The sequence below is a fragment of the Ensifer sp. LC384 genome, from assembly GCF_001695865.1.
Classification (GTDB): Bacteria; Pseudomonadota; Alphaproteobacteria; order Rhizobiales; family Rhizobiaceae; genus Ensifer.
The window spans coordinates 1-25,091 of record NZ_MBST01000016.1 but is presented as its reverse complement, the minus strand read 5'-3'; the positions used below and the strand labels follow the sequence as shown (position 1 = coordinate 25,091).

Sequence of the window (25,091 nt, the reverse complement as noted above, 5' to 3'; positions counted from 1 at the left end):
CCGGAGCCTGTTCATGAACCTCGTTCGCACCGCCATGCTGCTCGCAGTGATGACCGCCCTGTTCATGGCGGTCGGCTTCGCCATTGGTGGACGTGGCGGCATGATGATTGCCTTCGTCATGGCGGCCGGTATGAATTTTTTCTCCTACTGGAATTCCGACCGCATGGTGCTGCGCATGTACCGTGCGCAGGAGGTCGATGAACGCACCGCGCCGGAGTATTACGGCATCGTGCGCGATCTCGCGCAGAATGCCGGCCTGCCGATGCCACGGGTCTATGTGATCGACAGCCCGCAGCCCAATGCCTTTGCCACCGGACGCAACCCGCAGAATGCCGCCGTTGCCGCTTCGACCGGCCTGCTCAACGCGCTTTCCTATGACGAGGTCGCCGGCGTCATGGCGCATGAACTGGCGCATGTCCAGAATCGCGACACCCTGACGATGACGCTGACGGCGACGCTCGCCGGCGCCATCTCGATGCTGGGCAACTTCGCCTTCCTGTTCGGCGGCAATCGTGAGAACAACAACAATCCGCTCGGCTTCGTCGGGGTTCTGATAGCAATGATCGTCGCGCCGATGGCGGCCATGCTGGTGCAGATGGCGATCAGCCGCACACGGGAATATTCCGCCGACCGCCGTGGTGCCGAGATCTGCGGCAAACCGTTGGCTCTGGCCTCGGCGCTGCAGAAGATCGCCGGCGCCGCCCACCGGATTCACAATGACGATGCCGAGCGCAATCCGGCGACCGCGCATATGTTCATCATCAATCCGCTCTCCGGCGAGCGCATGGACAACCTGTTTTCGACCCATCCGAACACCGAAAACCGGATTGCCGCCCTGCAACAGATGGCGCAGGAGATGTCCATGGGGTCGACGCCGCCGGTCCGTGCTGATAATCCGGTGCGCAAATCGCGCTCTGTTCCCTCTACCGGTTGGGGTCGCGGTGGTTCCGAACCGCCGAAAGGTCCCTGGTCCTGATGTCTGCCGAAAACAACAACGATTCACGTCCGAAACAAAACCGCTCGCGCAAGGAGCCGGCCAGATCGAAGAAACCTGCGCAACAGCCGCGCGGCCCGGAAAAGCCTGGCTTGCGGACGCGACAGGCGGCCGCCAAGATTCTGGCGGCGGTCGTCGATCGCAAGACGTCGCTCGACGGCATGCTCGATCATGAGCATGGAAATCCGGCCTACCGCGAACTGAGCGAGGCCGACCGGGCGCTTGTGCGCGCCATTCTCAATTCGGCATTGCGTCACCTGCCGCGCATCCAGACGGCAATCGGTTCGATGCTGCAGACGCCGCTTCCGGAGGGCGCCCGAGCCCTCGATCACGTTCTCGCAGTGGCGGCCGCGCAGATCCTCTATCTCGACGTTCCTGATCATTCCGCCGTCGATCTTGCCGTCGAGCAGGCGCAGGCCGATCCGCGAAACCGTCGGTTTGCCAATCTGGTCAATGCCGTCCTTCGTCGCCTGTCGCGCGAGAAGGACGCAATCCTGGAGAGTTTACGGACCGTTCCGGCGATGCCGGACTGGTTCTTCGACAGGTTGGTCGAGCGTTATGGACGCGAGCAGGCCGATCTCATTGCCGAGGCCCAACTGACGCCGGCGGCGATCGACGTGACCGTCAAATCCGACCCCGACGCCTGGGCCGAGCGGCTCGGTGGCACGGTGCTACCGACAGGGTCTGTCCGCCTTGCCGAATTCTCCGGCTCGATCCCATCCTTAGCCGGATTCACCGATGGCGAATGGTGGGTCCAGGATGCGGCGGCGTCGATCCCTGCCCGCCTCTTTGGATCGCTTGACGGCAAGAGCGTCGTCGATCTCTGCGCCGCGCCCGGTGGCAAGACGGCGCAGCTGATCCTCGCCGGTGCCGAGGTGACAGCGCTTGACCAGTCGTCAAGCCGGCTGCGGCGGTTGAAGGGCAATCTTGAGCGGCTGGGCCTTGAGGCGCAGCTGAAGGAAACCAACATGGCCGATTTTCGGCCGGACGACCTCTTCGACGCCGCCTTGCTCGACGCCCCCTGTTCGTCGACCGGAACGACGAGGCGCCACCCGGATGTGCTCTGGACCAAGGGGCCGGAAGACATCGAAAAGCTCGCGCTGCTGCAGGAACGTCTGCTGCGTCATGCGCTGACGGTGGTCAAGCCGGGCGGCATCGTCGTCTTCTCCAATTGTTCGCTCGACCCGCGCGAAGGCGAGGAGGTGGTCGCCCGGGTGGTCGCGGCGGGCGACGACTATGAGCGCGTGCCGGTTCTGGCCAAGGATTGGCAGGGCCTTGAAGATGCGATCACCCCGCTCGGTGAAGTGCGCACGACGCCGTCGATGTTCCCGCTCGATCCGCCATTCGCCGGCGGACTCGACGGATTCTACGCCGCAGTGATTCGTCGTAAATAAGTCCGGAAAAATCGAGTTGCCGTCCGGAAAGCCTCGGCGACGGGCTGTTTTGTCGTGCCAATTGACGCTTTAAGGCCACGAGCCTATCAAAGACGATACAATTGATAAAAGTTTAATGATCTTTCCGGCACCATCCGGAGTTGATGCGGAGCGCCGGGCGTCCGTTCGGGCAGGCAAGGACGCTCTGACACTTTGAAACCGCGCATGGTGCCTGCCGAAAACCGATAGGGATTTTCGGGCAGGCATGCGCTAGCGAAACTGGCGCGAAGCCGATGCATCCGTTCGGACGTCCCGAACGGCTTGCTTCAGGAATGAGGAAACCAGCGGGCGTTGATGGTGTTTTCCGGCAGGCGAAGGCTTTCCTATCTGTATGCGCGTGAAGGCTGGCGCCGCGTGTCGCGCCGTCTTTCGGTCGGCCGTGTCTCGTCGTTGCGCTTTACCGGTTCGACGCCCAGCCGCCTGATCGTCGCGCCGACGGATCTGAGGGCCGTCGATCCCTTCGTTGCCGAGGAGATCCTCGAGGGCCGCTTCCCACTGGCCGGCCGGGTGCTCGACACCGAAGGCGAATCGCCGTTCGAGATCGATCTGCCGTCGCTGGAATTTGCCATCCGCCTGCATTCGTTCGGCTGGCTCCGGCATTTGCGTGCGATCCGCGAGGATGCAGGATTCGTTCGCCTTCGGCAGATCGTCGACGACTGGATCGCCACTCATGGTCGCGATTTCGGCGGCATCGCCTGGGATGCCGACGTCATTGCCCAGCGCATCATCGCATGGCTGTCGCATTCGCCGGTCGTCCTGCGCAATGCCGAGCACGGCTTCTATCGCCGGTTCCTGAAAAGCCTTGCCTTCCAGGTCCGTTATCTCCGCCACATCGCCGAAACGGTCGGTGATGGCGAGGCTCGTCTTCGTGTGCGGATGGCGCTTGCGATGGCCTCAGTCTCGATGCCGTCGACGCCTTCGGCCATCCGCAAGGCGTCGCGTCATCTCGATTTCGAGCTCGACCGGCAGATCCTCGCCGATGGCAGTCACTTCTCGCGCAGCCCGCGCGCCGGGCTGGAGCTGCTGCTCGACCTGCTGCCGCTGCGCCAGACCTATGTCAATCTTGGGCATGACGTGCCGTCGCGTCTCATTTCCTGCATCGACCGGATGTATCCGGCGCTGCGCTTCTTTCGCCACCAGGGCGGCGAACTGGCGCTCTTCAACGGTGCGACCTCGGTGCTGGCGCATGAGCTTGCCTCGGTGCTGCGCTACGACGAAACCGCCGGCGAACCGTTTCACTCGCTGCCGCACGCCCATTACGAGCGGCTGTCGATCGACAACACCGTCGTCATCGTCGATACCGGCCGGCCGCTTTCCGTCGATCTTTCGCGTAGCGCCCATGCCGGATGCCTCTCGTTCGAAATGTCCTCCGGCAAGACGCGGTTCGTGATCAATTCGGGTGCGCCGAAGTTTGCCGGCGAACGGTTCCGCCAGATGGCACGGATGACCGCCGCCCATTCCACCGTGACGGTCAACGACACGTCGTCCTCACGCTTCTCGCAGTCACGGTTTCTCGGGCCGATCATGACCAGCGGCGTCTCGCGCGTCGTCGTGGAGCGCAAGGACGAACCGGGCCGCCTCGAATCCGTCACGGCAAACCATGACGGTTATCTCTCGTCCTTCGGGCTCTTGCATGAGCGCGACATCGGCGTGCTCAACGGCGGCCGGATGATCCGCGGGCGCGACCGGCTTTCGCGTGCCGATGGCAGCGACCCTGAAGAAACGAACCCGGCCGTGGCTGTCGCCCGCTTCCATATCCACCCCGCCGTCACCATTCGCCAGAACAACGGCCGCGAGATCTACCTGATGGCGCCCGATGGCGAAGTCTGGCTGTTCGCCTGCCAGGATGGCGAACTGGCGGTCGAGGAGGACATCTTCTTTGCCGATCCATCAGGCATCCGGGCTTCGTCGCAGCTGACGGTCACCTTCGCGGTGGCAAAGCAGCCCGAGATCCAATGGACGTTCTCGCGAACGAACTGACTCGCGAGCCAACCGAGCGCCTTATTTTAGGATGTGCGCTTCCCGAGGTTCCTTCGGCCGGCAAGCTATGCTAACGGGCAGCCATCCCAATGGCCGGAGCATCCTCCCGGGCGTCCGGCGCCGCCAAAGGAGCATGGTTGATGGCTGTCGCCTCCAAGAAAATTCCCGCCCCGAACGAGGTTCCAGTCCGGACCGCTCTTCTCTCCGTGTCGGACAAGACCGGTGTCGTCGAGCTTGCCCGCGCCCTGCATGAAAAAGGCGTACGTCTGGTTTCGACCGGCGGCACGCACAAGGCGCTGTCGCAGGCCGGCCTTCCGGTCAGCGACGTCTCGGAACTGACGGGTTTTCCCGAGGTGATGGACGGTCGGGTAAAGACCCTTCACCCGGGCGTACACGGCGGTCTGCTGGCGATCCGCGACGATGCCGAGCACCAGGCGGCAATGTCGGCGCACGGCATCACCGCGATCGATCTGGCGGTGATCAATCTCTATCCCTTCGAGGAGGTTCGCGCGCAGGGCGGCGATTATCCGACGACGGTCGAAAACATCGATATCGGTGGCCCGGCAATGATCCGCGCATCCGCCAAGAACCACGCCTATGTCACCATCGTCACCGATCCGGCCGACTATCCGGTCCTGCTCGAAGAGCTTGCCTCGGGTGCAACGACCTATGCGTTCCGCCAGAAGATGGCAGCCAAGGCCTATGCCCGCACGGCTGCCTATGACGCAGCCATTTCCAACTGGTTTGCCGAGGCGCTCGACACGCCGATGCCGCGCCACCGCGTTCTCGGCGGCGTCTTGAAGGAAGAGATGCGCTACGGCGAAAACCCGCACCAGAAGGCCGGTTTCTACGTCACCGGCGAGAACCGTCCGGGCGTCGCCACAGCTAAGCTGCTGCAGGGCAAGCAGCTTTCCTACAACAACATCAACGACACCGATGCCGCCTTCGAACTCGTGGCCGAGTTCCTGCCGGAAATAGCCCCGGCCGTTGCGATCATCAAGCATGCCAACCCTTGCGGCGTGGCCACGGCTCCGACGCTGGTCGAGGCCTACCGGCGGGCGCTTGCCTGTGATTCCACCTCCGCCTTCGGCGGCATCATCGCGCTCAACCAGCTGCTCGATGCCGAGACGGCTGAAGAGATCGTCAAGCTCTTCACCGAAGTGATCATCGCGCCCGCGGTCAGCGACGAGGCCAAGGCCGTCATCGCCCGCAAGCCGAACCTGCGGCTGCTGACGACGGGCGCCTTGCCGGATCCGCGCATCCCCGGCCTTTCCGCCAAAACCGTATCCGGCGGCCTTCTCGTCCAGACCCGCGACAACGGCATGGTCGAGGACCTGGAGTTGAAGGTGGTGACGAAGCGCGCACCGACGGCGCAGGAACTGGAAGACATGAAGTTTGCCTTCAAGGTGGCAAAGCATGTGAAGTCGAACGCCGTCGTCTATGCCAAGGACGGCCAGACGGCGGGCATCGGCGCCGGACAGATGAGCCGGGTCGATTCCGCCCGCATCGCCGCGATCAAGGCCGAGGAAGCCGCCAAGGCGCTGGGTCTGGCAACGCCGTTGACGCGCGGCTCGGCCGTCGCCTCCGAGGCCTTCCTGCCGTTTGCCGACGGTTTGCTGTCGGCGATCGCTGCCGGCGCCACGGCGGTGATCCAGCCGGGCGGCTCGATGCGCGACGAGGAAGTGATTGCCGCGGCCGATGAGCACGGCGTCGCGATGGTGTTTACCGGCATGCGCCACTTCCGCCACTAGTACCTGTCGCGCAAAAGTGCGCAGCGGTTTTGCGATAACGACATGCGCAAAAACAAGAGCTTAAAGCGCAGTAAGCGATCCCGGAGATTGCGGCGGGCTTTTGGTGCACGTTGACGGGAGCGTCAGCTCCTGTCTTTTCCTGTCGTCAGACTTCGGAGCCGTCGCGTCCCCAGGGCGCGGCGGCTTCCGTATTTCCGGCATTCGCCGGATAGGGGGTACGCAGCAGGATCAGGAAGCCGACAACGAGGAATGCCACCAGCGCCATCATGCCGATGCGGGCAGAACCCGTCATGAGCGTGATCGTGGCCACCGACGCAGGCGCCAGGAACGAGGTGGCTCGGCCCGAGAGCGCGTAGAGGCCGAAATAGCGGCCGGCTTCGTCGATGCTGACGCTGCGCGCGAGATAGGAGCGGGAAGAGGCCTGGACCGGCCCGAAGGCGATGCCGACAAGCAGGCCATAGACGATATAGGCCTTTTCGGCTGCCGTGCCGAAGATGCCGCCGGAATCCTCCGTTGGCAGCGGCAGCAGACCGAAGAAGGTGAAGCCCGGTCCGGTCGAGACGATGCCGAGGGTGGCGATGATCAGGCAGACGAGGCTGGCGATCACGATGGTCTTAGAGCCGAGGCGCGCGTCCAGCCTGCTGGCATAGAGGCAGCCACCGATGGCAACGACGTTGAGGATGATGCCGTAAATGCCGAGTTCCATGGTCTGCCAGGCGAACATGGCGGCGGCGAAGGTGCCGCCAAGCGCGAGCAAGCCGTTCACTCCATCCTGAAAGATCATGCGGGCGATCAGGAAGCGCAGGATGCCGGGTCTCTGCCGCAGCTCGCCGAGCGTGCCCTTCAACTCGCGCAGGCCCGTTCGCGTCGCCTTCGCGAGCGACATGCTCGCCTTCGTCGCGTCAGGGGTGAACAGGAACATCGGAATAATGAACACGAGATACCAAAGCGCCGATATCGGCCCGGTGATACGCGCGTCTTCTCCCTTTGCCGGATCGAGCCCGAACAGGGGATCGATACCGGCCGCCGTCTTGCCGTCTTCCGGGCTACCAGCCAGGAGCGCGACGACGGCGATCAGCACGATCATGCCGCCGAGATAGCCGAGTCCCCAGGCGATGTTGGAGATGCGGCCGACGTCCTTCTCGTCCACCAGTCGCGTCATCATCGAATCGTTGAAGACGATCGAGAATTCGGCGGCGACAGTGGCCAGCACCATGAAGATGGCGGCGTAGATGATCGGCGAGCCGGGGGCGGCAAACCAGAGCATCGCCAGCGATACGATCTTGATCACCGCGAAAAAACCGATCCAGGGCTTGCGCGGCCCGGTGGCGTCGGCGATCGAGCCGAGAACCGGGGAGAGAATGGCGATGATGATGCCGGAAACGGTGAGGGTGTAACCCCAAAGCGCCTGGCCCTGAGCGTGATCTTCCGTCAGTCGCGAGACGAAGTAAGGGCCGAAGATGAAGGTGGTGATGACCGTGAAGAAGGGTTGGGCCGCCCAGTCGAACAGCATCCATCCGGCAATGCCGAGACGCGTCGCTCCCGGCTTGTCCGCAGCCCTGTCCGCCGAAATCGCCAATTGCCCCTCCCGGAAATGACTGCGCCGTGCGTCCAAGTGAACGCGCGGCGCAGAAAGATCGTCATATCTCGCTTATCGAGACCGGGTTGACGGAACTGCCCCGGCCCGATTTGCGCTAGCTCGGGGCGGACTGTGTCATTTCGCCCTGCCGCGTGCAAGGTCGTTGAGCAGACCTGCAGCAACGGTGATCTTGGCAAGCGTTGTCTCGCCCTTCTCGGTCAGAAGCGTCAACTGACCACCGGCGCGTGAAACGCGTTCGTGGTCGTTTTCCTGCCAGGCCTGCACCGGATTGCGCTCGCTCTTCTGTTCGCGCAAGGCCGCTGCCGTGATGTCGCGTCTGGCACCGGCAATATCCGAGACTGCGCGCGACAGCGCCATTGCCTCGAACTGCTCTGTCGCCGGGACACGATCGGCTGCCGCCAGCAGGCGGTTGATCCGCAGCGTTTCGGTGACGGCAAAATAGCCCTGTGCCGTGCGGCTCAGCGTTTCGCCAGTTTCAGTGGCGATCTGCATGATTTCGGGCACGAGGGTCATCAGCGCGAGTTCCGAGATCTCGTCCGCCAGTTTCTCCGGCACGCCACCCTCGACGAAGGCTGCGGTCTTTATCCGAGCCTCGTCGGCGGTTTCGCCTGAAATTGCGGTGCGCATGGTGCCGCGGAGCTTCTGCAGACCATCGCGCAGGCGCGTCACGGCGTCCGAGACCGAGCCCGTTGCCGCGTGGGTGCGCAGTGCCCTCTCCGTTACAAGCGCGAAGATGCGCCCGACTTCCTGATAGAGCGCGTTCTGGAGGCCGCCACTGATGCGGTTGTCCAGGGCGTCGATCTCGTCATAGATCCGCGGCAGATCGAAGCCGTCGAGCGCGAGAACCGCCGCCTTGACCACGTCCGCCGAGAGGAAGCCGGTCGCGTCCGTCAAGGTCGAAACGAAGGCGGGGCCGCCGCGATTGATGGTTTCGTTGGCCAGCACCGTCGCGATGATCTCGCGGCGCAGCCGGTGGCCATGGATGTCGCCGGCATAGGCCTTGCGCATCTTGCCCGGGAAGTAGCGTTCCAGTGTCGCCGTGAAATACGGGTCGTCGGGAAGCTCGCTGGCGATCAGCTCGTCGAACAGAACCAGCTTCGAGTAGGACAGCAGCACGCCGATTTCCGCGCGCGTCAGCGGCTTGCCCGCCTGATAGCGCTCGGTCATGGCCTGGTCGGTCGGCAGTGTCTCGACCTTGCGGTTGAGATGGCCGTCGGCCTCGAGCCGGGTCATCAGGCGGCCGAGCGTCGTCCGGTTGCCTGCACCCTGCAGTTCGGTCAGCGAGATCGCCAGAGACTGCCCGTAGTTGTTGCGCAGTACGAGATGGCCGACTTCCTCGGTCATCGACGCCAGCAGGGTGTTGCGCTTCGGCCGGGTCAGGCGACCATCGCGCATGGCGGAGGCTAGCGCGATCTTGATGTTGACCTCGACGTCGGAGGAATTGACGCCCGCCGAGTTGTCGATGGCGTCGGAGTTGCAGCGACCACCGTTGAGGCCGAAGCCGATACGGCCCTTCTGGGTGACGCCGAGGTTTGCGCCCTCGCCGATGACACGGGCGCGGACCTCTTCGGCCGCCACGCGGATTGAGTCATTGGCGCGGTCGCCGACTTCGGCATCCGTCTCGTTGCTGCCGCGTACATAGGTGCCGATGCCGCCGAACCAGAGGAGATCGACCTGGCTCTTCAGGATCGCGTTCATGATCTCGAACGGGGTGGCCTTCTGCTTGTCGATGCCGATCGCAGCCATGGCTTCCGGCGTCAGCGTCACCGATTTTTCGGCGCGGGAAATGATCATGCCGCCTTCGGAAAGCGTCTTGCGATCGTAGTCCTGCCAGCTTGAGCGCGGCAGCGCGAACATGCGCTTGCGCTCGGCGAAGGAAACATCGGTATCCGGCGCCGGATCGATGAAGATGTCGCGGTGGTCGAAGGCAGCAAGCAGACGGATCTTTTCGGAAAGCAGCATGCCGTTGCCGAACACGTCGCCCGACATATCGCCGACGCCGGCGACGGTGAACGGGGTCGTCTGGATGTCGATGTCCATCTCGCGGAAGTGCCGCTTGACGGTTTCCCAGGCGCCGCGCGCGGTGATGCCCATCTTCTTGTGGTCGTAGCCGGCTGATCCGCCCGAGGCGAACGCGTCGTCCAGCCAGAATCCCGCTTCCTGGGCGAGGCCGTTGGCCGTGTCCGAGAAGGTAGCGGTGCCCTTGTCGGCGGCGACGACGAAATAGGGATCGTCACCGTCGCGGCGCAGCGTGTCGGCCGGCGGCACGACATCCTGGCCGACGATGTTGTCGGTGACCGACAGCATCGTGCGGATAAAGGTCTTGTAGGCCTCGGTGCCGGCCCTGAACACCTCGTCGCGGCTGCCGCCGACCGGCAGCTGCTTCGGATAGAAACCACCCTTGGCGCCGACGGGCACGATGACGGCGTTCTTGACCTGCTGTGCCTTGACCAGGCCCAGCACTTCGGTGCGGTAGTCCTGTGCGCGGTCGGACCAGCGAAGACCGCCGCGGGCGACCTTGCCGAAGCGCAGGTGCACACCTTCGACTTCGGTGCCGTAGACGAAGATCTCGCGGAACGGGCGCGGCTCAGGCAAGCCTTCGAGTTGCTTGGGGTCGAGCTTGAATGCGAGCACCGCGCGCGGCTTTCCGTCAGCGTCCTTCTGGAAGTAGTTGGTCCGGAGCGTCGCCTCGATCACATTGACGTAGCGGCGCAGGATCCGGTCCTCGTCGAGGCTCGGCACCGCCGACAATGCGGTCTCGATCGACGCGATCAGGGCGTTGCATTTCTTGGCGCGCGGCTTCTCCTCGATCGCCGGGTCCATGCGGGTCACGAACAGCTTGAAGATATCGGCGGCAATCGCCGGATATTTGTTCAGCGTGTCGGCGATATAGCCCTGCGAATAGGTGATGCCGGCCTGGCGCAGGTAGCGAGCATAGGCGCGCAGCACCGTCACTTCGCGGGCGTTCAAGCCGGCGAGCAGGATCAGCCTGTTGAAGTTGTCGTCCTCGATCGTGCCGTTCCAGGCGGCGAGGAAGGCTTCCTCGAGCGCTGCGCCGGTTTTTTCGAGATTGAGAGTGTGACCGTCGCGATGGATCAGTTCCATGTCGTGCAGGACGACGCGATGCTGGTCCTCACCATGCTTGCCGACGTTGAGGTCGTAGGTCTGCTCGCTGATGACCCGAAAGCCGAGGTTTTCGAGCAGCGGCACGCGGCGCGAGAGCGATACGGGCTCGCCGGCGTGGAAGATCTTCAGCTCCGCGGTGTCCGGACGGTTGACCGGGCGGTTATAGTGGTAGAACGAGATCCGGATCGGATCTTCCGCCTTGCAGGCGGCGATATCGGCGAGGTCGGCATAGGCTTCGGCCGGTGCAAAGGCCGCCTGGTAGGCTCCGCCAACGCTAAGCTCGATGCCGTCCTTGCGGGCAAGCAGGTCGAAGCGATCGATCCAGCGGGTGACGATGCCGCGTACAGCCTCCTCGAGCTTGGCCTGCGGGATGCGCGGGGTCTTGCCAGCGGAGCGGCCGATGATGAAGTGCACGCGCGCCAGACCGCCTTCGGGGAAGGCCGGGTAGTAGGCCGAAACGCGGCCGTCATAGGCGGTCTTCAGATAGTCCCCGATCTTCTCGCGAACATCGGAATCATATTGTTCGCGCGGCACGAAGACGATGACCGAAACGAAGCGGTCGAAATGGTCGATGCGCGGCAGAACGCGGATGCGCGGACGGTCGCCCAGCTCGTTGATCTGTTCGCAGAAGGCGGCCAGCAGACCGACGTCGATCTGGAAGAGATCGTCACGCGGGTAGGATTCGAGCGTGTTGTCCAGCATCTTGCCGGAGTGGCTCTGCGGATCGTAGCCGAAATGGTCGACGATCTTCTCGATCTTGTGGCGCAAGAGCGGGATTTCCGCCGCCTGGCGGGTATAGGCCGAGGAGGTGAACAGGCCGACGATGCGCAGTTCGCCGGCGACATTGCCGTCGGCATCGAAACGCTTGACACCGATATAATCCATATAGGCGCGCCGGTGCACGACCGACTTCACATTGGCCTTGGTGACGATCAGGAAATCCGGGCTTTCGAGGAAGGCCAGAATCTCCGGCGTCGTCAGAACCGCGTCCTTGCCCTGGCGCAGCACGCGCACATCGGGATTGGAAAGGATGCCGAGGCCCCTGCCCTTGCCGCGCTCGACCGTCGCCTTCCCGCCCTTGCCGGAATAGGTGTATTCGCGCATGCCGAGGAAGGTGAAGTTGTTGTCCCTGAGCCAGCGAAGGAACGCCAGCGCTTCGTCGCGGTCGCTCTTCTTGCGCGAGGCACTGTAGTCCTCGAGCTCCTTCATGGCGTGGTCGAGCAGCGTCGTCATCGCCGGCCAGTCGTGCACGGCCTGATGAACCTGTTCGAGCACGTCGCGGATGCGGTTGCTGAGTGATTGCGCCTCCGCCGGCGTCAATTTGCCGAGGTGGATCTGGATATGGCTGATCCGGTGCGCCGGATCGCTCGGTTCATCCGGATCGAACAGCTTGATGGGCTTGCCCGGCTCCTGGACCAGAATGGGATGGATCGCGAGATGAATGTCGCGGTGGGTGCTCGTCACTTCGCCCATGACCGAATCATAGAGGAACGGCATGTTGTGTTCCGTGACCGCAATGATCGAAACCTCGGTGCCGCCGGGCGCGACGCCGGCCACCGTTTCGACCGAAACCTGAGGTTTGCCGCCGTCCCAGCGTGCGACTTCGCTTCTCGCATGGGCCGCCGTCAGTGCCAGCATGTCCGCCGAATAGAGATCGAGGTCGTCGTTGCTGGCCCCGCCGAAGAGGATCTCCGGCGCCAGCGCGTCGGAGCCCAGTTTGGTGGCGGCCGCCTTCGCTGCGTCGATGTGTCTGTCCCGCTTCGGATTGTATTTCACGCCCATGAAGTTTCTCCCATTCATGATAGGCTAGACCCTATCAGAACCATGGCTAATGGCGACCGCTTTTTATGACGATTTCGGCAAAAACGAGCCAAAAGTCGGAGAATCTCACGTGAAAACAGCTTAAATCCATTTAAATCGAAGGCAAATTGGCGAAAATTGCTCGAATTTCGATGAAAAAGCACGAAAACGCCAGAGGCTTGTGCGGAACCTGTCTGCCATAGCCTGTTGACATGGCGGTGACAGTCGGTGATCAGAGTTCAAATCGAAGGATTGGACTGGCCGATGCCCGAAATGCCCTCCTTGCCTGGCGCCGTCATCGTCATTTCTAGTCATGTGGTTCGCGGTACCGTCGGCAATCGGGCGGTTGTCTTCGCCTTGGAGACACTTGGCCACCCCGTGTGGGCCCTGCCGACGGTCATTCTACCCTGGCATCCCGGCCATGGCCGTTCGACGCGCATCACGATACCGGACGCGGAGTTCCAGTCGGTGATCGATGATCTGGCGCAGGCGCCCTGGGCTGGCGAGGTTCGGGCGGTGCTCTCCGGCTATCTCGGCTCGGCAGGGCAGGCAGATGGCGTTGCCCGGCTGGTCACCGCCCTGCGCGCCCGCAATCCGGATCTCGTCTACGCCTGCGACCCGGTGATCGGTGACGCCGAAGGGCTCTACGTGCCCGAAGCGACGGCAACGGCCATCCGCGACCGGCTGTTGCCGCTTGCAAGCCTCGCCACGCCCAACCGCTTCGAACTGGCCTGGCTGGCCGGCGCGACGCTTGAGACCAACGCGGCAATTCTTGATGCGGCGCTGGCGCTCGGTCCCTCGCGGATGCTCGTCACGTCGGCGATCCCGATGATGAACGGCGGCACGGGGAACCTCTATCTCTCCGGCAACCACGCGCTCCTTGCCGAGCATCGGCTGATCGAGAACCCGCCGAACGGCACGGGCGATCTGCTGACGGCGGTGTTCCTGGCGCGTCTGCTGGAAGGACTGTCCGAGGAACGCGCGCTTCAGATGGCCACGGCCAGCGTTTTCGAAATTATCGCGCGCACGGTCAAGCGCGGCGCCGATGAACTGACGCTCGAACAGGATGCGTCCAGTCTCTCGACGCCGATGGCGATGGTGCAGATGCGGCGCCTGCTGCATCCGAGCCAGATGCGCCGGAAATAGAAGAAGCTGTTCACGGCACGCCGTCGGATGGCTTGGTGGATTGAACTCTCGACAGCAGCGGGGTAACCGATGGATATGCAGCGTTTTCCGGACCACCTTCTGAACGGCTATCGTAACTTCATGAGCGGTCGTTTCAGCGAACAGCAGCAGCGTTACAAGACATTGGCGGACAGCGGGCAGAAGCCCAAGACCATGGTCATCGCCTGTTGTGACTCCCGGGCAGCGCCCGAGACGATTTTCGACAGCGGTCCGGGCGAGCTCTTCGTCGTGCGCAACGTCGCCAATCTCATGCCGCCCTACGAGCCCGACGGTCACTACCATTCGACGTCGGCAGCTCTGGAATTTGCGGTCCAGTCGCTGCGCGTCAGCGACATCGTCGTCATGGGCCATGGCCGCTGCGGCGGCATCAAGGCTGCGCTCGACCTGGATGCCGAGCCCTTGTCGCCGGGTGATTTCATCGGCCGCTGGATGAACCTCTTGAAGCCGTCCGCCGAGCAGATCCAGAGCAACGACGTGATGACCCAGGCCGAGCGGCAGCGGGCGCTGGAACGGGTCTCGATCCGCAACTCGATCGCCAATCTGCGCACCTTCCCCTGCGTCCAGATTCTCGAAGCGAAGGGCAAGCTCCAGCTTCACGGTGCCTGGTTCGACATCTCGACCGGCGAGCTCTGGGTGATGGATCCGAAGACCGGCGATTTTGCCCGTCCCGGCATGTGATTGAAACCACAGAAAAAGCCCGGTCCTTTCGAACCGGGCTTTCTTCATTCGAGAAACTTTGATTAGCGATCAGTCGCCGTCGATTTCGGCGCCGATGATGGCGATGGCCTGCTGGTAGACGCTGGCGGCGTTCCAACCCTGGATCGCGCCGAAATTCGCCTGTCCCTGCTGATATCCAGCGCCCGGCTGCCAGCCGTGTCCACGCAGGAAGTTGGCGGTCGACGCAAGCGCGTCCGCCTTCGAACGAACCATGTCGATATGGCCGTTGCCGTCGCCGTCGACGCCGAATTTCAGCACGTTTGCCGGAAGGAACTGGGTCTGTCCGATTTCACCATGGGCAGCGCCCCGTGCAGCCGGGCTGAGATCGCCGCGTTGGACGAGTTGCAGTGCCGCGTAGAGCTGGTTGGTGAAGTAGTCGGAGCGGCGGCAGTCATAGGCGAGCGTCGAAACGGCAGAGAGCGTATGCTCCTTGCCCATGAAGCCGCCGAAGCCGGTTTCCATGCCCCAGATGGCGATCAGCGGGCCGGCCGGCACGCCGTAGCGCTGCTCGATGCTGTTAAAGAGCGCCGCATTCTGGGCCTTCATCTTCTTGCCGCGCGAAATGATCGTCTGGCCGCCACGCTTCTGCATGAACTGGCTGAGCGAGAGCTTGAAGCTCTTCTGGCCACGGTCGGCGCGGATCGTCGCCTTGTTGTAGGCGACGCTGGAGAGCGCCTTGTCGAGCACCGCAGGGCTGATGCCGTTGCCGGCGGCTTCCTGCTTGAACTGCGTCATCCAGGTTGCAAAACCGCTGCTGTCATTGCCGCACTGTGCCGCTGAAGCGCTCGCCGGAAGGATCGCCGTTGAAATCAGGGCCGCAAGCCCAATCGCTACGCACTTTGCCGTGTGCATGAAATACCCCGTCATGGCCAGAATCTGGTTGCCGTTACAAAGATGCCAGCCTTCGCCGGCACTGTCACCCGCCCCTAATTGGCGGAAATTCTCTAATGGTTTCACGTGAATCCGATCAATTTCTCACACGGATCCGTGAAACGGGAAACCCCGCAGGCCGATAACGGGCCAGGCGGGGTTCTTATTTGCGGTTTACCGTCTGTTTGTTCAGGCGGCCTGCTTCTTGGCGCGGATCAGACCGCGGTTGATCAGCAACTCGGCGATCTGGATCGCGTTCAGTGCCGCACCCTTGCGCAGGTTGTCGGAAACGACCCAGATGTTGAGGCCGTTTTCGACGGTTGCGTCTTCGCGGATGCGCGAGATGTAGGTCGCGTCTTCGCCGGCGCACTCGTAAGGCGTGACGTAGCCGCCGTTCTCGTGCTTGTCGACGACCAGGCAGCCCGGCGCTTCGCGCAGGATGTCGCGCGCCTCGTCAGCGGTGATCTCGTTTTCGAACTCGATGTTGACCGATTCCGAATGGCCGATGAAGACCGGAACGCGCACGGCCGTGCAGGTCACCTTGATCTTCGGATCCAGCATCTTCTTGGTTTCGGCCAGAACCTTCCACTCTTCCTTGGTGTAGCCGTCTTCCATGAAGACGTCGATGTGCGGAATGACGTTGAAGGCGATGCGCTTGGTGAACTTCTTCGATTCGATCGGGTCGGCAACAAAGACCGCACGGGTCTGGTTGAAGAGTTCGTCCATGCCGTCCTTGCCCGCGCCGGAAACCGACTGGTAGGTCGAAACCACGACGCGCTTGATCTTGGCGTGGTCGTGCAGCGGCTTCAGCGCGACGACGAGCTGAGCGGTCGAGCAATTCGGGTTGGCGATGATGTTCTTCTTGGTGAAGAGCGAGATCGCGTCCGGGTTCACTTCCGGCACGATCAGCGGCACCTCGGCGTCGTAGCGCCAGGCCGAGGAGTTGTCGATGACGACGCAACCCTGCTGGCCGATCTTCGGCGAATACTTCAGCGATACCGCGCCACCGGCCGACATCAGGCAGATATCGGTATCGGAGAAATCGTAGTTTTCGAGGTTCTTGACCTTGAGCGTCTTGTCGCCGAAGGAAACTTCCGTGCCTTGGGAACGGGCGGAAGCCAGGGCGACCACTTCATCGGCGGGAAAGCCGCGTTCCGAAAGGATGTTCAGCATCTCCCGGCCGACATTGCCGGTGGCGCCTGCGACTGCAATCTTGAAACCCATGATCTAAGCTCTCTTTTCTGTCTCTCCTCGTCGGGTGGAGGGGGAAACCGCGCGATCCGCCGCGAGGGTTCCTGTCCCCGGCCAAACCGGGGAGAGAGCGGAGGGCCAGAGACGTCAGACGGTTTTCGTCGTCGTTTTGGCCGTTGTTTTGAAGGAAGCTGGAAAATGCATATCCTGCCCGGCGATTTCTGCCAGGACGCTGCTGTCAGCGAAGTTATGTTCGCGGCGAAGCATGGAATGCCTTCCTTTCCGAGGCTCCTAATAATTGTTTCTATCGGCGAGTCAAGCGTGCGATGCTTGGCGCCCGCAAACGTGATCGCAATGTCATGGCGCTGTCATGGCCGGGCGTTACGACCGCGCAATCCGACACCTCAAAGGGACGATTGCCATGCGCACGCTTCTAGCCACCCTCTTTGCTACGACGGTTCTGACCCACGCAGCCCAGGCCGCGGACGTCTATCCCCTTGATCGTGCGACGATACTTGCCGGTTCTCCATTCGATTTCAAGGTCGAGCTCAAGGGTGCGGTCAAGGCGGAAGACATCAAGGTGACCGTCAACGGCCAGGACTACAAGGCAACGCTCGGTGCCGAAGCCGCCTATGTCGCGATGGAAAAGGGCAAGGAAGACAAGGAACTCGGTTCGGCGCTGCTGCTGCGCAATGCAATCATCGGCGCGCCGGGCAGCTACAAGGTCGAAGTGACGGCCGGCGAGCAGACGAAGACCGTGACCTGGGACGTCTTTGCCACGACCGAACAGCCGAAGGTCAAGAACGTGATCTTCCTTTTGGGTGACGGCCTTTCGGTCGCGCACCGCACCGCCGCCCGCATCATGTCGAAAGGCATGACCGAGGGTAAGGCCAATGGCCGCCTCAACATGGATGATCTCGAGCGCATGGCCTTCATCGGCACGTCGGCAACCAATTCGATCGACACCGACAGCGCCAACACCATGTCGGCCTACATGACCGGCCACAAGACCGTGATCAACGCCGTCGGCGTCTATGGCGACCGCACGCCCGACAGCCTCGACGATCCGCGCGTCGAAACCATCGCGGAAGCGCTGCGCCGCCAGACGCAGAAGTCGATCGGCCTCGTCACCACCTCGGAAATCGAGGATGCCACGCCGGCCGCCGTCGTCGCTCACACCCGCAACCGCAACGACAAGGCCGAGATCGTCGGCATGATCTACGACGTCAAGCCGGAGGTCCTCCTTGGCGGCGGCTCGGCCTATTTCCTCGGCAAGGAGACACCCGGCTCCAAGCGCAAGGACAACCAGGACTACATCAAGCTGTTCCAGGAAGCCGGCTATGCGCTGGCCACCGACAAGACCGAGCTCGCCAATGCGCCTGAAGACGGCAAGCTTCTCGGTCTGTTCCACACCGGCAACATGGACGTGACGCTTGATCGCGAATTCCTGAAGAAGGGCACGGTCGAAAAATTCCCGGGCCAGCCCGGCCTCGTCGACATGACCAAGACCGCGCTCGACCGGCTGTCGAAGAACGAAAACGGCTTCTTCCTGATGGTCGAGGGCGCTTCGATCGACAAGATGAGCCATCCGCTCGACATGGAACGCGCCGTCGTCGAGACCATAGAGTTCGACCAGGCGGTCGGTGTTGCCCGCGAGTTCGCGAAGAACAACCCGGATACCCTGGTCGTCGTTACCGGCGACCATACCCATGGCGTCTCGCTGCTCGGCATCATCGATGACACCGTCGAGGGCAAGGAAGGCCGCGACAAGGTCAAGACGGGCGCTTCGGCTGGCTTCCCGAACTACACCGACGAGAACAAGGACGGCTACCCCGACAAGATCGATGCGAGCCGCCGCCTGGCGATGTTCGTCTCCAACTTCCCCGACTACTACGAAACCTTCAGCCCCAAGCTGGATGGCCCGTTCGAGCCGGCGGTGAAGAACGAGAAGGACGAGTATGTCGCCAACGAAGCCTACAAGGACATGCCCGGCGCGGTCCTGCGCGTCGGCATCCTGCCGAAGGATGAAAGCACCGGCCAGCACACGGTCGATGACGTCGTGCTGCAGTCGGAAGGCCCGGGCAGCGAAGGCTTCAGGGGTTACATGGAGCAGAGCGACGTCTATCGCGTTCTCGTCGACGCGCTTGCTCTCGGCGTGAAGCAGACCAACTGATCGTTTGAAACCTGCCTCCTCCCTCAGACCGGGGAGGAGGCTTCACTTACTGCATAATTCCTTAAATCGGAATCGATTTAAGGACAAAATGATGCAGCAACTCAAACTGTTACAGCGACCTTTGCGCGTCTAAATAGACGCGCGGCGCTGTAACGTTCATTCCTGCCGGCGGGGTGCGCAGGTGCCGCCGGGGTACTATTGGCGATGAGACGATGACCCTACCGACCTCCATGTCCTTGAGCCGTCGAGTCGTGCTCGGCCTGATCGCCGGCGCGGCTATTTTGATTGATGGGCGCCCTGCCCTGGCCGAAGACAGCCTCACGTTCGATGAGCTTTACGGCAAGGTGAGCGTGCTCGGTCTGGAATTCTCGCAAAAGGTAAAGAGCCTTGCCGGCCAGGAAGTCCGCATGCGCGGCTTCATGGCGCCGCCGCTCAAGGCGGAAGCGGCGTTCTTCGTGCTGACGGAGATCCCGATGGCCCTTTGTCCGTTCTGTTCGTCGGATTCCGACTGGCCGGACAACATCGTCGTCGTCTATTTGGGGGAGAAGCAGACCTTCGTGCCGCCCGGCCAGACGATCGAGGTTCGCGGGACGCTGGAGGTCGGCTCCTGGACGGACCCGGAGACGGGTTTCGTCAGCCTGCTCCGCCTGCGTTCATCCCAGTTCTACACGGTCTAGCGCATGCTTGGTCTTCAGCTCGCGGGGATCGATGTCAGCTTTCCCGGCCTTGCGGCGCCGGCCCTGGCGATCGACAGCCTCAGTGTCACCGCCGGCAGCCGGGTGGCGCTTACCGGTGCGTCCGGATCCGGCAAAAGTACCCTGATCAGCATCCTGACCGGGCTCGAGCGCGCCGGGCAAGGCCGTATTCTCTGGGATGGCGTCGATATTTGCGCGCTCTCCGAAGGCGCCCGCGATCGCTGGCGCGGCGCCAATATCGGCCTCGTCCTGCAGGATTTTCACCTTTTTCCCGGCCTCAGCGCGCTGGAAAACGTTCTGCTGCCGGCAAGGCTCTCCGGCGCCATGACCCGTGATGTCGGCGCGCGCGCGGAACATTTACTGCAACGCGTCGGCCTCGCCCGGTCGACGCAGATGATCGAGACCATGTCGCGCGGCGAAATGCAACGTGTGGCGATTGCCCGTGCCTTGCTGCGCAAGCCGGGGGTGGTCATTGCCGACGAGCCGACCGCCAGCCTCGACAGCGACGCCGGCGATGCCGTCGGCGACCTGCTGCTCGAGCTTTCCACCGAAAGCGGCTGCACCCTGATCGTCGCGACGCACGAGTTGGCGCTGTCGCGACGCATGGATCGCCGCATCCGGCTTGCCGCCGGGCGTATCGTCGAAGACGGGGTGATCGAGGAGCGCGCAGCATGATCGGCTTCATCCTTGCGGATCTGCGCCGTCTCTGGGCGGGTTCTCTCGTCGTCGTTCTGCTGGTTGCGCTGGCAACGGCGCTCGGCGTTGCCGTAACCTTGCAGGAGCGCGCCCTTCGGCTTGGCAGCGCCCGCGCCGCCGACAAGTTCGATCTGGTGATCGGCGCGCCCGGCAGCGAAACGCAGCTCGTGCTTTCCTCGATCTTCCTGCAACCCTCGCCGCTGCCTTTGATGGAGGGCACGGTGCTGGCGCGCCTTCTGGCCGATCCGCGCGTCGCCTCCGCGGCGCCGGTCGGCTTCGGCGACAGTTTTGGTGGCTATGCCGTCGTCGGTACTTCCACCGGGCTGGTCGGCGAGCTCGAACAGCTTGCTGAAGGCCGTGTCTTTGCCACCCTTGGCGAAGCCGTCGCCGGCGCTGCCGTCGACCTGGCGCTCGGCTATGCGGTCAAGCCCACCCACGGCCTTGCCGAACTCGGCGGTCACGCCCACACGGAACTCGCCTATCGCATCGTCGGACGGCTCAAGCCCACGGGTACCGCTTGGGACCGAGCCATTCTTGTGCCGATGCAGGCCGTCTGGGCGCTGCATGGAATGGCAGCGGCCGAACACGACGATGCCGATGGCCACGACGACCACCCACATGACGAGACCGCGTCCGGTGCAGGGGGGGACCACCCGCATATCGATGCGGACGCGGCGCTCGACGAAGATTGGAGCAAGGCCACGCCCGGCCTGCCGGCAATCCTCGTCAAACCCAAGTCGATCGCCGATGCCTACAAGCTCCGGCAGGACTACCGCAGCAACACGACGCTGGCGGTTTTTCCCGGCGAGGTGCTGACGAACCTCTATGCCACGCTCGGCGACGCCAAGCGGGTGCTCGTAGGGGTGACGACGGGCGCCCAGGTTCTGGTTGCAGCCGCGATCCTGCTCGTCACGATCCTGCATGTCGGCCAGCGCCGACGGCAGATCGGGGCGCTTAGGGCATTCGGCGCGCCGCGCACGGCGGTATTTGTCATTGTCTGGAGCGAACTGTTTGCGTTGATCGCTGCCGGCGTGCTCTCCGGTTTCGCGCTCGGCTTCGGCGCCGCCAAGTTCATAGCCGGATATCTTTCCGGCGAGAGCGGCGTTGCCATGCCTGTCATGTTCGCCGCCGGCGACGGATTTCTTGTCTTTGCCATTCTCGCCTTCGCCGGCTGCCTCGCCATGCTGCCGGCCGTGCTCGCCTACCGGCAATCGCCGGCGGCAGCCCTCAGGGCCTGAGGTCCTGGGGCTTCTTAGACGAAAGTCATAAGCCGAAAGCATCCCTGCCTACGGTCCCTCTTTTCTGACATCCTTTGGTCAGGCGCACCACGTTCGAACGTTCAAGGGAGGAATGTCCGAGCCAGCCAATGGGCGCTCCAATGGGCTGTTTTGGAGTGGAGGATAAACAAAATGGCAAATGTCTTGACAGCGGACGGCGTAAAAGCGCGTCCGATGACCGGCGAGGAGAAGAAGGTCATCTTCGCCTCGTCGCTTGGTACCGTGTTCGAATGGTACGATTTCTATCTCTACGGTTCGCTTGCCGTTTACATCGGTGCGACCTTCTTCAGCTCCTATCCGGAAACGACGCGAAACATCTTCGCGCTTCTGGCGTTCGCCGCGGGCTTCCTGGTTCGCCCGTTCGGTGCTCTGGTCTTCGGCCGTCTCGGCGATCTCGTCGGCCGCAAGTACACATTCCTGGTCACGATCCTGATCATGGGTCTGTCGACCTTCCTGGTCGGCATCCTGCCTGGCGCTGCCTCCATTGGCATCGCCGCGCCGATCCTGCTCATCGCCCTGCGCATGCTTCAGGGCCTGGCGCTCGGTGGCGAATATGGCGGTGCTGCCACCTATGTGGCCGAGCATGCTCCGCACGGACGCCGCGGTTACTTCACGTCCTGGATCCAGACGACGGCGACGCTCGGTCTGTTCCTGTCGCTGGTGGTGATCCTGCTCGTCCAGTTCCTGGTCGGCAAGGAAGCCTTTGCTGCCTGGGGCTGGCGCATTCCGTTCCTCGTCTCGGTCGCGCTTCTCGGCGTTTCCGTCTGGATCCGCCTGAAGATGAACGAGTCGCCGGCCTTCAAGAAGATGAAGGAAGAGGGCAAGGGTTCCAAGGCACCACTGTCGGAGGCCTTCGGCCAGTGGAAGAACGCCAAGATCGCGCTTCTGGCGCTGTTCGGCGCCGTCGTTGGCCAGGCCGTCGTCTGGTACTCCGGTCAGTTCTACGCGCTGTTCTTCCTGACGGGCGTGCTCAAGGTGGATGGTCAGTCGGCCAACATCATGGTCGCCGCCTCGCTGCTGATCGGTACGGGCTTCTTCGTGCTCTTCGGTTGGCTCTCCGACAAGATCGGCCGCAAGCCGATCATCATGGCCGGCCTGCTGCTTGCCATGCTCACCTACTTCCCGCTGTTCAAGGCATTGACGTGGGCCGGTAACCCGGCGCTCGCCCAGGCCCAGGCAACGGTTCGGGCAACCGTGACCGCCGCACCGGGCGACTGCAAATTCCAGTTCAACCCGACCGGTACGGCGAAGTTCACGACCTCGTGTGACATCGCAACGGCGTTCCTGACCAAGAACTCGGTCCCCTACGACGTCGTAACGACGGCGGCCGCCGGGACTGCAGCCACGGTCAAGGTCGGCGAAACCACGATCAACAGCTACGACGCGGCCGCCGCAGGTAATGGCGCCAAGGCTGCAAACGGTGCCTTTGAAAAGCAGGTCAACATGGCCCTGCACGATGCCGGCTATCCGCTGGTTCGTGGTGCGGCAAAGGTTCCGGAATCCAAGCTCGACGGTTTTGTCGCCGCCAACCCGGAACTTGCGCTTGACGCGGCTGCCGTTCGTGGTGGCGAAAACACCGTGGTCCCGGCCGACAAGCTCATCGCCGACAAGCTCTTGACGAAGGACGAAGTCGGCACTGCTACCGAAATGGCCGTCTACACGATTGCCAAGGGCGGCAGCTTCGCGATGGTGGCGGATCCCGCCAACGTCAACTGGACGATGATCATCGCCGTTCTGACCGTTCTCGTCATCTACGTGACGATGGTCTACGGCCCGATCGCCGCCCTGCTGGTCGAATTGTTCCCGACCCGCATCCGCTACACCGGCATGTCCCTGCCCTACCATATCGGCAACGGTTGGTTCGGCGGCCTGCTGCCGGCAACGGCCTTCGCGATGAGCGCGGCCCAGGGCGATATCTATTACGGTCTCTGGTACCCGATCGTTTTCGCGGGCATCACCCTGGTGATCGGCATGCTGTTCCTGCCGGAAACCAAGGATCGCGACATCCACGCGATGGACTGAAGCATTTCCAGGAGAAGTGCGACGCGGTTTTCCGTCAGGAAATGCGCAAGAGCATAGAGACAGAGCGTTTCTGGAACTCCGTCTGAACCGGAAACGCTCCACTGCATAATTCCTTAGATCGGAATCGATTTAAGGATAAATTATGCAGCAAGCTTAAAGTGTTACAGCGTCCTTAGCGCGTCATGTTTGACGCGCGGCGCTGTAAAGACTTCCCCGAGAGGCATCACGGCTCTCCTGACTCCGGCGCGGTCTTCCGCGCCGGCTTTTTTATGGGCGGGTGTCTCAGCCCTTGGGGATCGGCCAGCCCGCCTCGTCGGGGCGGAAAAGCCAGCCGCGCTTGGCAAAGAGAAACGCCACCATCAGGGATGTCCAGAGGCCGAGCAGCAGCCCGGCGGCAACGTCGCTCGGATAGTGGGCGCCGACGATGACGCGCGAGATCCCGATCACCAGTGCCAGCACGAAAAAGACCGGCCGGAGCTTCGGCAGCAGCATGGCAAAGACGCCGAAGAAAGCGCCGGCCGCGGTCGAATGGCCCGATGGAAAGCTCTCGAACAGGGTGTCGCCGGTAAACGGCGTCAGGCTGTAGGCGCCAAGGTCGACCAGAAGTTCCGGCCTTGCGCGGCCGATCAGCAACTTCAGCGCATGCGCAAGCACGCTGGCGGTGCCGATGGTCAGGAAAAAATAGGCGGCAAGGTTGCGCACGGTGCGGGCCTGGCGCTGAAGCGGCTCCTGATGGAGCGCACGCCGCAGGATGAAGGCGACGGCAAGGACCAGACCCGAGAGATAGATCATCCAGCCGAAGGTGCCGAAGTCGGTGATCAGGCGGTTGAAGGCGACGATGCTCTCGGGCAGGGCCTGCGCCCGCTCCGAGAGGAAAGGATCGAGCGGGATGAAGGCAAGCACGAGGATCAGCGTCGTGATGAGGATCCATCCGGTTGAAGCGAGCGGTCGGTTCATGGTTGTCTTTCCAAACGGTCTGCATGCAAGAAATGCGCCTACTGCATGTTTCCTTAAATCGTATCCGGTTTAAGGACAAAAACATGCAGCAATTCAAAGTGCTACAGCGACCTTTGCGCGTCTGATAAGACGCGCGGCGCTGTAGATGCCCTACGGTCCCTCTCCGCACCTATGGCTCGCAGTTTTGCCTGCATGTGTCGGTTTAGCCGCCAAATTCAAGACCACCGAACGCAAAACACCTCCGGATCGCTCCGAAGGTGTTTGAAAGTTTGGATAGCGTCACCCGAACGGGTGCGCCTTTGATTGGAGCGTTTCCGCTTAGACGGAGTGGTAGAAGCGCTCTATCTCTTTGTTTTTACACATTCCCTGACGGAAAACCGTTTCGCACTTTTCCTGGAAATGCTCTAATCAGGCCGACAGGCTCTTGAACTCGGAGAGGATGGCTTCGCCCATCTCGATCGTGCCGACCTGGCGTGCGCCTGCGGCCATGATGTCGCCGGTGCGAATGCCCTTGTCGAGCACGGTGGCGATCGCCTTCTCCAGGTTGTCGGCGTCCTTGACCAGGTTGAAGGAGTAGCGCAGGCACATGGCAAAGGAGGCGATCATGGCGATCGGGTTGGCGAT

Annotated in this window: 17 protein-coding genes; 11 read left to right on the top strand and 6 right to left on the bottom strand. The window is 62.7% G+C overall.

Annotated features, from left to right (window positions below):
* Positions 1–13 precede the first annotated feature (13 nt).
* The 4 genes from htpX (at position 14) to purH (ending at position 6,158) form a co-directional block, all read left to right on the top strand.
* On the top strand, positions 14–976 hold the full coding sequence (gene htpX / locus BC363_RS14040) for a zinc metalloprotease HtpX (RefSeq protein WP_065781561.1): 963 nt from the start codon (positions 14–16) through the stop codon (positions 974–976).
* Positions 976–2,388, top strand: coding sequence for an RsmB/NOP family class I SAM-dependent RNA methyltransferase (locus BC363_RS14035; RefSeq protein ID WP_065781560.1), 1,413 nt, complete (start codon positions 976–978; stop codon positions 2,386–2,388). The genes htpX and BC363_RS14035 overlap by 1 nt, the downstream gene beginning before the upstream one ends.
* Before the next feature lie 333 nt (positions 2,389–2,721).
* On the top strand, positions 2,722–4,407 hold the full coding sequence (locus BC363_RS14030) for a heparinase II/III family protein (protein ID WP_065781559.1): 1,686 nt from the start codon (positions 2,722–2,724) through the stop codon (positions 4,405–4,407).
* A gap of 140 nt (positions 4,408–4,547) precedes the next feature.
* Entirely contained in the window at positions 4,548–6,158 is a 1,611-nt protein-coding gene (gene purH / locus BC363_RS14025) for a bifunctional phosphoribosylaminoimidazolecarboxamide formyltransferase/IMP cyclohydrolase (protein WP_065781558.1), read from the top strand.
* 145 nt (positions 6,159–6,303) lie between these two features.
* Here the strand turns inward: purH and BC363_RS14020 are convergent, their stop codons facing one another.
* Both BC363_RS14020 and BC363_RS14015 read right to left on the bottom strand, forming a co-directional pair.
* A complete protein-coding gene (locus tag BC363_RS14020) occupies positions 6,304–7,737 on the bottom strand; it encodes an MFS transporter (RefSeq protein ID WP_065781557.1) in 1,434 nt (477 codons plus the stop codon).
* 135 nt (positions 7,738–7,872) lie between these two features.
* Positions 7,873–12,666: an NAD-glutamate dehydrogenase gene (locus BC363_RS14015; protein WP_065781556.1), complete on the bottom strand. Its 4,794-nt coding sequence runs from the start codon at positions 12,664–12,666 to the stop codon at positions 7,873–7,875.
* Positions 12,667–12,948: 282 nt separating this feature from the next.
* Between BC363_RS14015 and pdxY the strand changes: the two genes are divergently transcribed.
* Both pdxY and BC363_RS14005 read left to right on the top strand, forming a co-directional pair.
* Complete coding sequence (pdxY, locus tag BC363_RS14010; RefSeq protein WP_053251134.1) at positions 12,949–13,830, top strand: pyridoxal kinase PdxY; 882 nt, start codon at positions 12,949–12,951, stop codon at positions 13,828–13,830.
* 69 nt (positions 13,831–13,899) lie between these two features.
* The gene (locus tag BC363_RS14005; protein WP_141690304.1) at positions 13,900–14,547 is read left to right on the top strand and encodes a carbonic anhydrase; all 648 of its coding nucleotides are present in this window, start codon (positions 13,900–13,902) and stop codon (positions 14,545–14,547) included.
* Positions 14,548–14,616: 69 nt separating this feature from the next.
* Here the strand turns inward: BC363_RS14005 and BC363_RS14000 are convergent, their stop codons facing one another.
* On the bottom strand, positions 14,617–15,438 hold the full coding sequence (locus BC363_RS14000) for a lytic transglycosylase domain-containing protein (protein ID WP_065781642.1): 822 nt from the start codon (positions 15,436–15,438) through the stop codon (positions 14,617–14,619).
* 207 nt (positions 15,439–15,645) lie between these two features.
* Positions 15,646–16,680, bottom strand: a complete 1,035-nt coding sequence (locus BC363_RS13995) for an aspartate-semialdehyde dehydrogenase (RefSeq protein WP_053251133.1) — start codon at positions 16,678–16,680, stop codon at positions 15,646–15,648.
* 388 nt (positions 16,681–17,068) lie between these two features.
* On the opposite strand from BC363_RS13995, the gene BC363_RS13990 reads away from it, so the two are divergent.
* The 5 genes from BC363_RS13990 (at position 17,069) to BC363_RS13970 (ending at position 23,510) form a co-directional block, all read left to right on the top strand.
* Entirely contained in the window at positions 17,069–18,820 is a 1,752-nt protein-coding gene (locus BC363_RS13990; protein WP_065781555.1) for an alkaline phosphatase, read from the top strand.
* A 212-nt stretch (positions 18,821–19,032) separates the two neighbouring features.
* Positions 19,033–19,497 (top strand): hypothetical protein, encoded by a 465-nt coding sequence (locus BC363_RS13985; RefSeq protein ID WP_065781554.1) that lies wholly within the window; start codon positions 19,033–19,035, stop codon positions 19,495–19,497.
* A 3-nt stretch (positions 19,498–19,500) separates the two neighbouring features.
* Positions 19,501–20,190: an ABC transporter ATP-binding protein gene (locus BC363_RS13980; protein WP_065781553.1), complete on the top strand. Its 690-nt coding sequence runs from the start codon at positions 19,501–19,503 to the stop codon at positions 20,188–20,190.
* Positions 20,187–21,449: an ABC transporter permease gene (locus tag BC363_RS13975; protein WP_065781552.1), complete on the top strand. Its 1,263-nt coding sequence runs from the start codon at positions 20,187–20,189 to the stop codon at positions 21,447–21,449. Before BC363_RS13980 ends, BC363_RS13975 begins: the two co-directional genes overlap by 4 nt.
* A gap of 171 nt (positions 21,450–21,620) precedes the next feature.
* On the top strand, positions 21,621–23,510 hold the full coding sequence (locus BC363_RS13970) for an MFS transporter (protein WP_065781551.1): 1,890 nt from the start codon (positions 21,621–21,623) through the stop codon (positions 23,508–23,510).
* A 282-nt stretch (positions 23,511–23,792) separates the two neighbouring features.
* On the opposite strand, the gene BC363_RS13965 is transcribed toward BC363_RS13970, so the two are convergent.
* Positions 23,793–24,467 (bottom strand): phosphatase PAP2 family protein, encoded by a 675-nt coding sequence (locus BC363_RS13965; RefSeq protein WP_065781550.1) that lies wholly within the window; start codon positions 24,465–24,467, stop codon positions 23,793–23,795.
* A gap of 408 nt (positions 24,468–24,875) precedes the next feature.
* On the bottom strand, positions 24,876–25,091 hold a 216-nt coding region (locus BC363_RS13960; protein ID WP_244519871.1), incomplete at its 5' end, for an isocitrate/isopropylmalate family dehydrogenase.

What these genes read in the sequence shown, in the direction of transcription:
- pdxY (WP_053251134.1), top strand. Translation starts at nt 12,949, where the DNA reads ATGCCCGAAATGCCCTCCTTGCCTGGCGCCGTCATCGTCATTTCTAGT.
- BC363_RS14030 (WP_065781559.1), top strand. Translation starts at nt 2,722, where the DNA reads ATGGTGTTTTCCGGCAGGCGAAGGCTTTCCTATCTGTATGCGCGTGAA.
- BC363_RS13970 (WP_065781551.1), top strand. Translation starts at nt 21,621, where the DNA reads ATGGCAAATGTCTTGACAGCGGACGGCGTAAAAGCGCGTCCGATGACC.
- BC363_RS13975 (WP_065781552.1), top strand. Translation starts at nt 20,187, where the DNA reads ATGATCGGCTTCATCCTTGCGGATCTGCGCCGTCTCTGGGCGGGTTCT.
- BC363_RS14005 (WP_141690304.1), top strand. Translation starts at nt 13,900, where the DNA reads ATGGATATGCAGCGTTTTCCGGACCACCTTCTGAACGGCTATCGTAAC.
- BC363_RS13990 (WP_065781555.1), top strand. Translation starts at nt 17,069, where the DNA reads ATGCGCACGCTTCTAGCCACCCTCTTTGCTACGACGGTTCTGACCCAC.
- BC363_RS13985 (WP_065781554.1), top strand. Translation starts at nt 19,033, where the DNA reads ATGACCCTACCGACCTCCATGTCCTTGAGCCGTCGAGTCGTGCTCGGC.
- BC363_RS13995 (WP_053251133.1), bottom strand. Translation starts at nt 16,680, where the DNA reads ATGGGTTTCAAGATTGCAGTCGCAGGCGCCACCGGCAATGTCGGCCGG.
- BC363_RS14015 (WP_065781556.1), bottom strand. Translation starts at nt 12,666, where the DNA reads ATGGGCGTGAAATACAATCCGAAGCGGGACAGACACATCGACGCAGCG.
- BC363_RS14035 (WP_065781560.1), top strand. Translation starts at nt 976, where the DNA reads ATGTCTGCCGAAAACAACAACGATTCACGTCCGAAACAAAACCGCTCG.
- BC363_RS14000 (WP_065781642.1), bottom strand. Translation starts at nt 15,438, where the DNA reads ATGCACACGGCAAAGTGCGTAGCGATTGGGCTTGCGGCCCTGATTTCA.
- BC363_RS13980 (WP_065781553.1), top strand. Translation starts at nt 19,501, where the DNA reads ATGCTTGGTCTTCAGCTCGCGGGGATCGATGTCAGCTTTCCCGGCCTT.
- purH (WP_065781558.1), top strand. Translation starts at nt 4,548, where the DNA reads ATGGCTGTCGCCTCCAAGAAAATTCCCGCCCCGAACGAGGTTCCAGTC.
- BC363_RS13965 (WP_065781550.1), bottom strand. Translation starts at nt 24,467, where the DNA reads ATGAACCGACCGCTCGCTTCAACCGGATGGATCCTCATCACGACGCTG.
- htpX (WP_065781561.1), top strand. Translation starts at nt 14, where the DNA reads ATGAACCTCGTTCGCACCGCCATGCTGCTCGCAGTGATGACCGCCCTG.